The organism is Paenibacillus sp. V4I9 (assembly GCF_030817295.1).
Classification (GTDB): domain Bacteria; phylum Bacillota; class Bacilli; order Paenibacillales; family NBRC-103111; genus Paenibacillus_E.
The window spans coordinates 6,011,272-6,024,131 of the sequence record NZ_JAUSZE010000001.1 but is presented as its reverse complement, the minus strand read 5'-3'; the positions used below and the strand labels follow the sequence as shown (position 1 = coordinate 6,024,131).

General features: G+C 43.7%; 12 protein-coding genes. All 12 read left to right on the top strand.

Features of this window, described 5'->3' with window-relative positions:
• The first annotated feature begins 4 nt into the window (after window positions 1-4).
• The 12 genes from QFZ81_RS27800 to QFZ81_RS27745 all read left to right on the top strand — a co-directional run bounded on the left by QFZ81_RS27800 (window position 5) and on the right by QFZ81_RS27745 (window position 12,849).
• Window positions 5-1,072: a HAMP domain-containing sensor histidine kinase gene (locus tag QFZ81_RS27800; protein ID WP_307439366.1), complete on the top strand. Its 1,068-nt coding sequence runs from the start codon at window positions 5-7 to the stop codon at window positions 1,070-1,072.
• Window positions 1,062-1,712: a response regulator transcription factor gene (locus QFZ81_RS27795; RefSeq protein WP_307439367.1), complete on the top strand. Its 651-nt coding sequence runs from the start codon at window positions 1,062-1,064 to the stop codon at window positions 1,710-1,712. The genes QFZ81_RS27800 and QFZ81_RS27795 overlap by 11 nt, the downstream gene beginning before the upstream one ends.
• A gap of 87 nt (window positions 1,713-1,799) precedes the next feature.
• Entirely contained in the window at window positions 1,800-2,213 is a 414-nt protein-coding gene (locus tag QFZ81_RS27790; RefSeq protein WP_307439369.1) for a YugN family protein, read from the top strand.
• A 144-nt stretch (window positions 2,214-2,357) separates the two neighbouring features.
• A complete protein-coding gene (locus QFZ81_RS27785; protein WP_307605473.1) occupies window positions 2,358-3,962 on the top strand; it encodes a S1C family serine protease in 1,605 nt (534 codons plus the stop codon).
• 141 nt (window positions 3,963-4,103) lie between these two features.
• The gene (locus QFZ81_RS27780; RefSeq protein WP_307439373.1) at window positions 4,104-4,793 is read left to right on the top strand and encodes a response regulator transcription factor; all 690 of its coding nucleotides are present in this window, start codon (window positions 4,104-4,106) and stop codon (window positions 4,791-4,793) included.
• Window position 4,794: 1 nt separating this feature from the next.
• The gene (locus QFZ81_RS27775) at window positions 4,795-6,267 is read left to right on the top strand and encodes a sensor histidine kinase (RefSeq protein WP_307605472.1); all 1,473 of its coding nucleotides are present in this window, start codon (window positions 4,795-4,797) and stop codon (window positions 6,265-6,267) included.
• Window positions 6,268-6,313: 46 nt separating this feature from the next.
• The gene (locus tag QFZ81_RS27770; RefSeq protein WP_307439376.1) at window positions 6,314-7,270 is read left to right on the top strand and encodes a 4-hydroxy-3-methylbut-2-enyl diphosphate reductase; all 957 of its coding nucleotides are present in this window, start codon (window positions 6,314-6,316) and stop codon (window positions 7,268-7,270) included.
• Window positions 7,271-7,330: 60 nt separating this feature from the next.
• Window positions 7,331-7,852, top strand: coding sequence for a DUF2062 domain-containing protein (locus tag QFZ81_RS27765; RefSeq protein WP_307439377.1), 522 nt, complete (start codon window positions 7,331-7,333; stop codon window positions 7,850-7,852).
• Between the two features lie 129 nt (window positions 7,853-7,981).
• Entirely contained in the window at window positions 7,982-9,025 is a 1,044-nt protein-coding gene (aroF, locus tag QFZ81_RS27760; RefSeq protein ID WP_057304848.1) for a 3-deoxy-7-phosphoheptulonate synthase, read from the top strand.
• Between the two features lie 238 nt (window positions 9,026-9,263).
• Entirely contained in the window at window positions 9,264-10,688 is a 1,425-nt protein-coding gene (gene glnA / locus QFZ81_RS27755; RefSeq protein ID WP_047677332.1) for a type I glutamate--ammonia ligase, read from the top strand.
• Window positions 10,689-10,868: 180 nt separating this feature from the next.
• Window positions 10,869-11,420, top strand: coding sequence for an NADPH-dependent FMN reductase (locus tag QFZ81_RS27750; RefSeq protein ID WP_307605471.1), 552 nt, complete (start codon window positions 10,869-10,871; stop codon window positions 11,418-11,420).
• 109 nt (window positions 11,421-11,529) lie between these two features.
• A complete protein-coding gene (locus tag QFZ81_RS27745) occupies window positions 11,530-12,849 on the top strand; it encodes a DUF1800 domain-containing protein (RefSeq protein ID WP_307605470.1) in 1,320 nt (439 codons plus the stop codon).
• The last annotated feature ends 11 nt before the right edge of the window (window positions 12,850-12,860 follow it).

The window sequence follows — 12,860 nt, the reverse complement described above, 5'->3', positions numbered from 1 at the left end:
GAGCATGTACAAATTGCGAATGTTCAATATGAAGTGGCAGCTGCTGAATTATTTTCTTATCTCGAGTTTACTCACGGTATCTAGCATCTATATTGTGCTTGAATATTATAAGGAGGAGCTCGTTTCATGGCAGTTTCGAATGTGGTTCGTCATAGCCATTCTCTTGGTCTGTCTAACGGTGGGTTATGTTGCGACCAAAAGATGGCAGCGCAAAGTTGATGAACTGCATGTCGCCATGCTCGAATTGTCCAAGGGGAATTTCTCCAGTCGGATAGAGATGGAACCTGTAGAACCATTCTTGTATTTGTATGATGCTTTTAATAACATGGCCTCTGCCGTTGAAGAGCGTATTCAGCTGTTGCAACAATTGGGTGAGGCCGAGGCGATTCGGGATCAGGAACTTACGGAAAATGCTGTACTTGAGGAAAGACGCCGACTGGCGAGGGATTTGCACGATACGGTTAGTCAAGAGCTGTTTGCCATTCATATGTCAGCCTCCTCTTTACCCAAAATTCTGGAGAGAAACCCGGATGCGGCGCCGGGCGTTATGAATCAGCTTATTCAAATGTCCCACCATGCCCAGAAGCAGCTGCGCGGACTCATTTCACAATTAAGACCCATCGAACTGGGAGATATGAGCTTACAAGAAGCCCTGGAGAAATGGTTTCCGGAATATTGCCGAAACCATGAGCTGCAGGGCCAGCTTGATGTATCTCTTCATGAAACGATATCTGAAGCGATTGAACATCAATTTTTCCTCATTATACAAGAAGGCCTTGCGAACGTAGTTAAGCATGCTTCTGCCAAACAAGTTCGCCTAGCTATATATGAAAGAGAGCACCAGTATGTGCTTCAGCTGCAGGATGACGGGCAAGGCTTTGAACGTAGAGACATCCCATCGGCTTCTCATGGTTTATCGACAATGAGAGAGCGAGCGCAAAAGCTTGGTGGTGAAGTGGAGATAGACAGCAAGTTAGGATCAGGAACACGAGTTAGAGTGCGCATTCCGCGGTTTACCGGACAGTCGAGCTTACTAATAAAGGATAGAGAGGGAGAAATTAATGAGCAGTAACATTAAAGTGATGATCGTAGATGATCACGACATGGTTCGGGTTGGGCTTCGAACCTACATCTCATTGGAACCCGGTTTAGAAGTAGTAGGGGAAGCAAGCAATGGCCAGGAAGCGTTCGATAAGTTAAATCAAGAGCTCACGGATCGTTTGCCGGATGTCATATTAATGGATCTGACCATGCCAGTTCTGGATGGTATAGGCGCAACCAAGTTGATTTGCAGTAAATTTCCTCAGGTTAAGGTTATTATGCTGACCAGCTTCTTGGAGGAAGCAAAGGTTCTCGAAGCTGTCGAATCGGGTGCCATCAGTTATATGCTGAAGACGGTTTCATCCGACCAATTGATTCATGCGATTCTGAGCGCTTACCGCGGTATGCCGGTGATGAACTCAGAAGTGTCCCTGGCGCTTACAAGAGGGATTAGGCAGCGTAATAGTATACCAGAGGAAGAAGGGTTGACTTCGCGCGAGAGAGAAGTATTGCTTTTGATTGCAGAGGGAAAGAGTAATAAAGACATTTCGGAAGAGCTTTTTATTAGTATCAAAACGGTCAAAACACACGTTAGCAATCTTCTAATGAAGTGTGAATTAGAGGATCGGACTCAGCTTGCTATCTTCGCTCACCGCAAAGGTTTGGTTTGATAATAAGGAACGTAACACACATAAAAACTAGATTTTGGCACACTCTATGCGTAAGTAAAATAATATGAGCGCTTAAGGAGTGTCTGAATGAAAACATTATCATCATCATTGGAGCAGGTTCAAGAATCTTTCGACAGTGTTCGTGAGCACCTGCATGAATTCGATTTTGCTCTGGGCGGCAATTGGGATTACGATCATGGCTATTTCGACCACTACTTAGATGAAGACCATCTGGTTTGGCTGCGAATTCCTTTTCAAGTTCTGACAGGAAGGATTGATGGCGACGCCGAATCAACGGATGCGATCGTCGAAGTGGGAACTCCTTTCGTGCTGAAGCATGTTTATAATGAAGGACTTGACCAGGAGGCGGAAGCGGAAACCTATGGCGCATTGATCGATCAATTCCAAACTCCGCTCGATCCCGATGCCAAAATCGAAGATAAATGGGTGAAAGAAGCAGCGGGTCTGCTCCATAAAGTGGAACAAGCTTGGAAACAATGAGTTAGCACCTTTTTTTACCTCCATTTTATTGTTTTTTAATATTCGTTTAAGGTTGTAGGTGCATGATAGAACTACAGAGAACAAGACATAACCCTTCAAGAAGCATGCACTTATAACTTTATTAATCAAATGGAGGTAAGAACTATGGAAGACAACAAGAAAGATTATAGCGACTTCTTTAAGCCGCAGAACAACAATAGCAGTAACAACGATGGCGTTAATCGAAATGATTCTAATCATCAAGACCCGCAAGATCCACAAGATCCTAATAAAGCAAGACCTTCCTACTATTATTCGTATGGCCCTTACAAGTCAGCTTTTAACGAAGAAAACGAAGGGCATTCGCTTACAACTTCAGCGTCGGGAACTGAAGGAACCTCCAGTGTTGAAGTTACTCCACCTAAGAACTTGCGTCCTTTCAGTTTTGGACCGGAAGCAGGCGCTCCACAAGGTTCGGGTCCTTGGGATCCAAACGCAAGAAAGCGTTCATCTGTGAAAAGCATTTTCGCGGCTTTCATGGCAGGCGCCTTGGTCGTAGGTGCACTTATGTTCAGCGCTGATAAATTGAATTTGTTTACTGGCAATCAGCCTCTAGCTTCCGGCAGCTCTACAGCAGCTGCAACGAAGAGTGGGAGCAGTAATGGTGGCGAAGTGAAAAATGTTGGGCTGGATGTTGTTCGCCCGGGGAACATTTCGGCTATTGCACAGAACGCTGGGCCTGCAATTGTTAAGGTTGAATCTCTAGTGAAACCGAAGCAAACAAGCCGTGGCGGTAATTCGCTCTTTGATGATCCGTTCTTCCGTCAATTCTTTGGGGATAATGGCGGCGGTAATACAACGCCTAACAATAATCAGAATAACTCCGGCAGTGGCGAACTGCAGCCAGCAGGTATGGGAACAGGGTTTATTTTCGAAAAAACCGGATATATTTTAACCAATGAGCACGTTGTGGACGGCGCTGATGAAATTCAAATCACAGTAGAAGGTTATGATAAGCCATTTAAAGCTAAATTGTTAGGTAACAGCTACGATTTGGATTTGGCTGTACTTAAAATCGAAGGCGAGAAAGAGTTTCCAATCCTCCCGCTTGGTAAAGCTGAAGATGTGAATGTTGGGGATTGGGTTGTTGCTATCGGTAATCCATACGGCTTCGACCATACGGTTACGGTAGGTGTGCTTAGTGCGAAGGAACGTCCTATCAGCATTCCGGATGCCAAAGGAACACGCGAATATAAGCACTTACTGCAAACGGACGCATCTATTAATCCTGGTAACTCCGGCGGACCTTTACTGAACTTGAATGGTGAAGTTATTGGTATTAATACTGCCGTTAGTTCTCAAGCGCAAGGAATTGGTTTCGCCATTCCTACTAGCACCATTTCTTCCGTTCTTGAAAATCTTAAAAACAATGTTCAAATTCCTAAAGAACCAGTTCCTTACTTAGGTGTAGGTCTACAAGATATTGGTAAAGACTGGGTAAGTGAATTGAAGCTTTCGAACACAGATGGGGCATTGGTTGGCAGCGTTCAACGTAAAAGCCCTGCTTTCCAAGCTGGTCTGCGTCAATACGATGTCATTGTAGATATTAACGGAGCCAAGGTGAAAAATTCGCAGGAATTGATTACCAAAGTTCAGGCATTGAAAGTTGGCGACAAGGTCACGTTGGGACTTATTCGAGATGGCAAGCGAATGGAAGTACCTATTACTATTGGGGATAAAAACGCTCTAGCCGAGACACCTGCCCAATAATAAAAGAAAAATTAGAGAGATAATAAAGGTTAGTACGGAATAAAAGGAAGTGGAGTCCCGCGGCCGCAAGCTTGCAGGCTCTGCTTCTTTTTGCTTAAGGCGGAATTTGTTACAATGGTTGAAAGAAGGGTGGCCCAGTCGATGAGAGAGAACATAATGGTTATTGATGATGATGAGAAAATTACGTCTATGTTGAGACGAGGTTTGGCTTTTGAAGGATATTCGGTCGTCACAGCGACCAACGGTGCGGATGGCCTTAAGCAAATGTTAACATCAGAACCACATCTGCTGATCTTGGACGTCATGATGCCGCATATTGATGGCTGGGAGGTCGTTCGTCGAGTGCGTGAAAGCGGCAGCGAGGTACCGATTCTTATGCTTACAGCAAAAGATGAAATTAGCGATCGCGTGAAAGGCTTGGATCTCGGTGCAGACGATTATTTGGTCAAGCCGTTTGCGCTTGAAGAGCTGCTGGCTAGAGTGCGTGTACTTCTTAGGAGGAGAACGGAGCGTCCTGAGCAGCAGACGAATAGATTGAATTATGAGGATACAATCTTGGATTTGGATACACGCGAGGTTTTTCGCGGTGAGAAACTGATTGAGTTAACAACCAAGGAGTTTGATTTACTTCACTTGTTCATGCAGAATCCGAAGCGTGTCCTTTCACGGGATATTATTATGGAAAAAATATGGGGCTACGATTATAGCGGTGAATCCAATGTTCTGGAGGTTTATATCGCGCTGCTGCGTCAAAAGACTGAAGAATTTGGCCATAAACGATTGATTCAAACGGTTCGGGGGGCAGGTTACGTATTGAGAGGGGAATCTTAATATGTCTCTTCGCTTGCGGCTAACGCTTTGGTATTCAGGGATATTGGCACTAACCATGCTGCTCTTTGGCATTGTTCTTTATTTTTTCTTGAATTATTTCCTATACGATCAAATTCGCCAAGATGTGAAACGGGAGGCAGGCAATAGCTCCTTGCGTATTCAGAAGAGCATTGCTCTTTCACAGAAGGGACTCGTCGTTGATTTGGAACTGGAAAGCAGGGACTTCTACTCTACGAATACGTTTCTGCAATTATATAATGTTACACTCAAAAGCTTTAATCGCTCGGCTAACTTACAATACTATGATGTTACTTTGCCTTTAGCGAAGAATACGATTGATAAATTAAAGCAAGAGGATGGTTTTTTCGAAAAGACCAAGGTACTTGGGCAAGACTTCCTCATTTATAATCAAGCGATCAGGTCCGATGACCAGAACCAACTCATCGGGATTCTTCAAGCGGCTGTACCGATTGGCAGTTATGAAAAAACGTCCGTTACCCTTCGGTATACCCTGATGATTTGGGCATTGCTAACGATTATTGTGGCAGCTTCACTTGGTTGGTTCTTGGCGCGCAAAGCGCTCAAGCCGATCGAACGCGTCATTGACGCCGCGAATCAAATAGGAAGCAGCGATGATCTGGAAAAACGTATCCACTATGACGGTCCACTAGATGAGATTGGGCGCTTGACGGAGACGATCAACGGGATGCTCTCTCGTATTCAGATTACCTATCTGGAATTGGATGAAGCGTACCGCGCCCAGCGCAGGTTCGTATCGGACGCATCTCATGAGTTGAGAACACCGCTTACAACGATTCGAGGAAATGTCGACTTGTTGGAAAAGATGTGGAAGCAGACTTCGGGGAGTACAGAACTTGCTACACCTGATCAAATGCAGATGTCACTTGAGGCTATGCATGATATTGCAGGAGAAGCACAGCGAATGAGCAGACTAGTCAATGATCTTCTTGCTCTAGCGAGAGCAGATGCCGGCGTTCTTATGGAAAAGAAGCCAGTTGAGATCATGCCGCTCGTTCAAGAAGTGGTAAGGCGTGCTCAATTGCTCGAGCATACCGCTGATTGGCAAGTGGGTGATTTAGATGCATTAGAACTTGCGGTCGTGCAAGGGAATCGGGATTATTTGCAGCAATTGTTGTTTATTTTCATCGAAAATGCGTTCAAGTATACACCTGTTGGAACCGTAAAGTTCGAGGTGTCGCGAACGGATAGCTTTATTGGTATTCGGATTACCGATACGGGAATTGGTATGGATAAAGAGGATATTCCTCATATTTTCGACAGATTTTATCGTGCAGATTTATCAAGGGGACTGACGTCTGGAACTGGACTTGGTTTATCGATCGCCAAATGGATTATTGATGAACACGGTGGGTCTATTGAAGTGACAACGCGCAAAGACGAGGGAAGTACCTTTATGATTTGGCTTCCAGCAAACTTTCCTCTCTCTGTATAATCAGCTATAATGAAAGAAAATAATGTTTCTTAGGCAGGTGGAAGAAATGGAAGTAGTCCGAATATCACCCAGAGGCTATTGTTATGGCGTTGTAGATGCTATGGCACTTGCTATGCAAACTGCTAAAAACTTAAATCTTCCTAGACCTATTTATATATTAGGCATGATTGTTCATAATGCGCATGTTACTGATTTCTTCAAAGAAGAAGGTGTCATCACATTAGATGGTGAGAACCGGCTTGAAATATTAGAACAAATCGAAACAGGGACGGTCATTTTCACTGCTCACGGGGTTTCTCCTGAAGTAAGACGCAGAGCCCGAGACAAGGGCTTAACCGTTGTAGATGCAACCTGTCCAGATGTGACGAAGACACACGATTTAATTCGAGAAAAAGTAGCCGACGGCTATGAAGTTATCTATATCGGGAAGAAAGCTCATCCTGAGCCGGAAGGCGCAGTAGGTGTAGCTCCGGACAAAGTTCACCTCATCGAGAAGCTTGAAGAAGCAGATCAACTAGACATTAAACCCGATCGTATTATTATTACGAACCAAACAACAATGAGCCAATGGGACATTAAGCATATTATGAATCGTTTACTTGAACTATTCCCAAAAGCTGAGATTCATAATGAGATCTGTCTAGCCACGCAGGTTAGACAAGAAGCGGTTGCTGAACAAGCGAAGGAAGTCGATCTAGTTATCGTAGTTGGAGATCCGAAAAGTAATAATTCGAACCGCTTAGCGCAAGTTTCAGAGGAAATTGCAGGAGTTAGAGCGTATAGAATATCTGATATCACGGAGCTTAATCGCACGTGGTTAACCAATGTACGCAAGGTCGGTGTTACATCTGGCGCTTCAACTCCTACACCTATAACCAAAGAGGTAATTTCCTACTTGGAAGGCTATGATGCGAAAGATGAAACCAGTTGGGGAATTACACGTACTATTAATATGAAGAAGCTCATTCCGGCTGTTAAATCCAAAGCAGCAAGTAGTGAGTGATCCTTATTTATTCCACAGGGCGGGATTGAGATCAGCATGCAAAGCACTCAGAAGGTGAAAATGATGAAAGTGAAAGCTCGCTACGATTGGAAAAGCACGAAGCGCTGGTTTAGATATAAATATTTACTTCTCTTACGTGCCAAAGGCGGTCCTTCCAAAGTAGCACGCGGCTTTTCAATTGGATTGTTTGTAGAGATGTTTACTTTACCTACAGCCGGTTTTGCATTCGTTCTTATCTTTCCGTTGGTTTATTTATTAAGAGCTAATTTACCTGGAGCGTTAATTGGTTTTGTGTTTGGAAAAGTGATTTATATTCCATTCTCGATACTCAATAAGCAAGTGGGGGATTGGTTGGTACCGAAGCACTTTAAGATTTATCTGATACATCATTTACCGCACATGCTTTCTAATATTATTAGAGGTGGTTTGGATTTGATTGTAGGCGGTATGGTGGTTGGGTTGATACTTGGGGTTATTGCCTACTTCCCAGTGGTGCTCTTACTTAAATTCCATACGAATCGTCGCAAAGAAAAACGTAAAATCCGTAAAGATCAACTTGCCCCTTCGAATACAAATGAATAGCAAATAAATTAACGCTTGACGAAAACTCGTCAGGCGTTGTATATTTACTTTAGTGATTAAAAGCGTAGAAGCGAACAAGCGTTGAAGTATACAAGTGATCCAACCCATATAATAAGGAGCGTGTTTAAGATGATCGCCATTACATCCAACAAAACATCAGATGAGCGTATTCAGGAAATTGTACAATTCATAGAAAAGCAAGGTGTCCAAGCTCACGTCTCCAAAGGTGAGGATCGCACAGTCATCGGAATTATCGGTCAAGCAGATCCTAAATTAGCAGAACAGTTGCGTCAAATGTCAGGAGTTGAGCAAGTCGTGAAAATTTCGAAATCCTATAAATTAGCAAGCCGTGACTTTCATCCGGCTGATACGGTTATCAAAATTAAAGGTGTTGAAATCGGTGGCGAGCAGCTTGTTGTCATGGGCGGCCCGTGCGCTGTAGAAACGCCAGAACAGATTGATGAGATCGCACGTTTAGTGAAAGCAGCGGGAGGTCAAGTTCTCCGCGGTGGCGCATTTAAACCAAGAACAGGTCCTTACAGCTTCCAAGGTGTTGGCGTTGAAGGCTTGATCATGATGGCAGAAGCGGGTAAGAAGCATGGTCTTCTTACAATTACAGAAGTTATGACACCTGAGTATGTTGATGTATGTGCACAATACGCAGATATCCTACAAGTAGGTACACGTAATATGCAAAACTTTGATTTGCTTCGCAAGCTCGGAACGATTCAAACGCCTGTACTGCTCAAACGTGGTTTCAGCTCCACTTACGATGAATTCTTGAATGCTGCTGAATACATTCTTGCTGGCGGTAACCCGAATGTTATGCTCTGTGAACGCGGAATCCGAACATTCGAAACGTACACACGGAATACACTGGATTTATCGGCTATCCCGGTTCTTAAACAATTGAGCCATCTTCCGGTAATCTCAGATCCGAGTCACGGTACTGGCCGTAGAGAGCTTGTTGTTCCTATGACAAAGGCATCCGTAGCCGCAGGAGCAGATGGTTTGATCATCGAAATGCACACAGATCCAGACAATTCAATGACTGGTGATGGCGTTCAATCCTTGTTCCCTGATCAATTCGCTAATTTGCTTGTTGATCTTGAGAAGCTTGCTCCGCTTCTTGGTAAAAAGTTTGATACACATAAAGAAGTTATCTTGGCGTAACGGTAATAGTTCTAAGATGACTGGTTTCCTCGAAAGAGGAGCCAGTTTTCCTATTTTTGGATATGGGACAAATCTGTGAAATTGTGTGAGCATAGCTTACACAAAAATAAAAAATACCTGACATAAGTATTGACTGTGTAAGCAAAATCGCTATATAATATGTGCAAGATAACAACCAAAAGTTGAACATTAATCATGTAAAGTACGTTGAATGTACGGAAATGGGAGGGTTTTTTAAATGTCAGTTCAAAACGTGTTGAACCTTATCAAGGAAAAAAATATTGAGTGGGTAGATTTTCGTTTCGTAGGTCTTACCGGTAAAGCACAGCATATTTCTTTGCCTGCTACTGAAGTAGATGAAGAAACTTTCGTAAACGGAGTAGCTTTTGACGGTTCATCCATCCCAGGATTCCGTGGTATTGAACAATCTGACATGGTCATGATGCCAGATACAGAAACTGCTTATGTAGATCCTTTCACAGCTCACCCGACTTTGATCATTATGAGCAACATCCACACACCTGAAGGCGAGCGTTATGATCGCGATCCACGCAGCATCGCTCAAAAAGCAGAAGAATATCTGCAAACAACTGGTGTAGGTACTACAGCATTCTTCGCACCAGAATCCGAGTTTTTCATTTTTGATGACGTTCGTTTTGAAAATGGTATGAACAAATCCTACTTCGAAGTTGATTCCGAAGAAGCAGGTTGGAACACTGGACGCAAAGAAGAAGGCGGTAACCTTGGTTACAAAGTTCCAGTAAAAGGCGGTTACGTTCCAGTAGCTCCAATCGATTCCCAACAAGATATTCGTTCCGAAATGTGTAATAAACTTGCTGATGCAGGTCTTCGTATCGAACGTCATCATCACGAAGTGGCTACAGCTGGTCAAGCTGAAATCAACTTCCGTTTTGACACATTGACTAAAACAGCAGATAACCTGCTCAAATACAAATATATCGTTGCTAACACAGCTAGAGAATACGGTAAAGTAGCAACTTTCATGCCTAAGCCACTGTTTGGTGATAATGGTAGCGGTATGCACGTTCACATGTCCATTTTCGATGGCAGCGAGCCTTTGTTCTATGAAAAAGGAGCATATGCAAACCTGAGTGAAATGGCAATCAACTATATTGGTGGTATTCTTTACCACGCACCAGCATTGATCGCATTGACAAACCCAAGTACAAACTCCTTCAAACGTCTGGTTCCTGGTTACGAAGCGCCGGTTAACCTTGTATTCTCCAAAGGTAACCGTTCCGCAGCAGTTCGTATTCCAATCGCAGCTGTGACACCTAAAGGTTGTCGTATCGAATTCCGTACACCGGATAGCACGGCTAACCCATACCTCGCTTTCGCAGCAATGCTGATGGCAGGTCTTGACGGTATCAAAAAGAAAATCGATCCGCGTGCTCTTGGATACGGTCCTTTCGATACAAACATCTATGAAATGTCCGATGCTGAGAAAGCTGAGATCCGCAGCGTTCCTGGTACATTAGATGAAGCTCTGGATGCTCTTGCAGCAGATTCCGACTTCTTGATTGAAGGCGGCGTATTCACACAAGATTTCATCGATAACTATATCGAATTGAAACGCGGCGAAGCGAAAGCTGTAGCAATCCGTATTCACCCACACGAGTACAACCTTTACTTCGATTGCTAATTCCTTAGCACTTATACATGAATAACATACGAGCTGCTTCTTTCATAGTTTTCTATGGAGGAGGCAGCTTTTTCATTTATCGATAATGAAACTCTTTTGATAATGATTACAATTAGTGCTGTTATCAGATTGAAATTGAGGTATAATGAATGCATGAATCAGATCTGGAAGGAGATTATTATGAAAATTACCATGATAGCAGGAAGTAATCAGAGATCAGCGACAAGTACAAGACTTGCTGAATATATCAAGCATCTTGCGACCCAAGAGGGCCACGAGGTGACGTTGATTGACTTGTATCAAACACCGCTCCCTTTCTATACACCAGATGATGCAAACACGGGGCACGAAGCTCTAGAGAAATTAAAAGAAGCCATGCTTGAAGCAGAGGGGATCGTACTGGCAACACCGGAATATCATAGTGGAATTTCTGGTGTTTTGAAAAATGCGCTTGATCATCTAGGACAAGATCATTTCAATAATAAGGTTGTCTTATCTGTAAGTTCAGCAGGCGGGGCAATTGCTGTAGGCTCTCTGACGCAGTTGCAAACCATCGTACGCAATCTGCATGGCATTAACTGCCCAGATTGGCTATCTATTGGAGGCGATCAGCGGAAGAGCTTCCAAACGGGTGTAACACATCAAGATATCCATCCAGATGTCGATAAACGTGTTCGTCGTGTTGTTGGTTCATTCCTCAATTTATCCAAACAATTGGCTGTGAAAGCATAGTTGTACGAATAAAACAAACCAAGGATGTTGTCTTGGTTTGTTTTTATTTCCACACACTTTTGACACATTTATGTGGTACAGTTTGGAAAATAGGGCGAGGGGGGAGATCATGGGAGTACCATGGACTAACAAGGAAGTCGTTCATTTATTACATCGAGCCGGATTTGGTTCCACTGGGGAGGAAGTTACTGCTTGTATTGGACTTGGTCGTGAGGAAACGGTGCGACGTCTTATTGCCGGAGAGGCGTTGATCGATCAAGCGTCATCGCTAACCCCATTTGATCAATTAACCGCTGATGGTAAGAAATCATTAGATCCGCTGCAATTAGCCGATCAACAAATGTACTGGTTATATCGAATGGTATATTCCAGTGCTCCGCTCATTGAAAAGATGACGTTGTTCTGGCATGGACATTTTGCGACGGCGAATTACAAGGTTAACGATGTCACTTTAATGGTTCAACAAAATACATTGTTTCGCAAACATGCATTAGGAAGTTTCAAAGAACTCGTACTCGCCATTGGCAAAGATCCTGCAATGATGATCTGGCTTGATGTGAATCGGAATAAAAAAGGTAAACCAAATGAGAATTATGCCCGCGAAGCCATGGAGCTATTCACGCTAGGTATCGGTCACTATACAGAGACTGATGTGAAGGAAGCAGCGCGCGCTTTCACGGGTTGGACCTATGATAAGAAGGAAAATAAAGTAGGCTATAATCCAAAACAACACGACAATGACACGAAAACGCTGCTTGAAGAAACGGGAAAGCTGGATTCGGATGATGTGATTGAAATTATTTTCCATCAAAAAACGCTGCCAATCTTTCTTGCTACGAAGCTGCTCAAATATTTTGCTACGGACAGCCCATCCGAAAGTTGGATTCAAAAAGTTGCCGAACATATATCAGCTAAGGCTACTATGGGGGAAGTGCTTCAGGAGCTATTCCTATCTGACGAATTTTATGAGGAGAAATTGCGGTTATCTCTCATCAAAACACCGGCAGATTATGTTGCAGGTATTCTCAAATGCTGTAAGCTAACTGTTTCGAAGGGGCATGCACAAGCGATGAGGAGAATGGGACAGGAGCTATACTCCCCGCCGGATGTTGCAGGTTGGAGAGGAGGCGCCTCATGGCTGAATACAAACTCCTTATTATCAAGGTACCAGTTTGCCGAGTCCATCGCCAAGCAGCTAAACGGCAAGGTGCTCTCATCGGCAGAGTATACACCTGAACAACAGGAGCGTCCGGAAGAATGGGTAAAATTGTGGAGTCAGCGGATGGGAATCACTGATTTATCGGATAAGACTTTACAGGGTTTAACCGCTTACGCAGATGATACCATTGTACATACAAAGCAAAAGAATGCGGGTTTGAGAGGCTTGCTTCAATTAGTGCTGATTAGCCCGGAAGCTCAAATGAAATAGCGAGGGGTGAG

Excerpts from the sequence above, each read along its gene's own strand:
- QFZ81_RS27800 (WP_307439366.1), top strand. The coding sequence starts at position 5 with ATGTACAAATTGCGAATGTTCAATATGAAGTGGCAGCTGCTGAATTAT.
- QFZ81_RS27795 (WP_307439367.1), top strand. The coding sequence starts at position 1,062 with ATGAGCAGTAACATTAAAGTGATGATCGTAGATGATCACGACATGGTT.
- QFZ81_RS27790 (WP_307439369.1), top strand. The coding sequence starts at position 1,800 with ATGAAAACATTATCATCATCATTGGAGCAGGTTCAAGAATCTTTCGAC.
- QFZ81_RS27785 (WP_307605473.1), top strand. The coding sequence starts at position 2,358 with ATGGAAGACAACAAGAAAGATTATAGCGACTTCTTTAAGCCGCAGAAC.
- QFZ81_RS27780 (WP_307439373.1), top strand. The coding sequence starts at position 4,104 with ATGAGAGAGAACATAATGGTTATTGATGATGATGAGAAAATTACGTCT.
- QFZ81_RS27775 (WP_307605472.1), top strand. The coding sequence starts at position 4,795 with ATGTCTCTTCGCTTGCGGCTAACGCTTTGGTATTCAGGGATATTGGCA.
- QFZ81_RS27770 (WP_307439376.1), top strand. The coding sequence starts at position 6,314 with ATGGAAGTAGTCCGAATATCACCCAGAGGCTATTGTTATGGCGTTGTA.
- QFZ81_RS27765 (WP_307439377.1), top strand. The coding sequence starts at position 7,331 with ATGATGAAAGTGAAAGCTCGCTACGATTGGAAAAGCACGAAGCGCTGG.
- aroF (WP_057304848.1), top strand. The coding sequence starts at position 7,982 with ATGATCGCCATTACATCCAACAAAACATCAGATGAGCGTATTCAGGAA.
- glnA (WP_047677332.1), top strand. The coding sequence starts at position 9,264 with ATGTCAGTTCAAAACGTGTTGAACCTTATCAAGGAAAAAAATATTGAG.
- QFZ81_RS27750 (WP_307605471.1), top strand. The coding sequence starts at position 10,869 with ATGAAAATTACCATGATAGCAGGAAGTAATCAGAGATCAGCGACAAGT.
- QFZ81_RS27745 (WP_307605470.1), top strand. The coding sequence starts at position 11,530 with ATGGGAGTACCATGGACTAACAAGGAAGTCGTTCATTTATTACATCGA.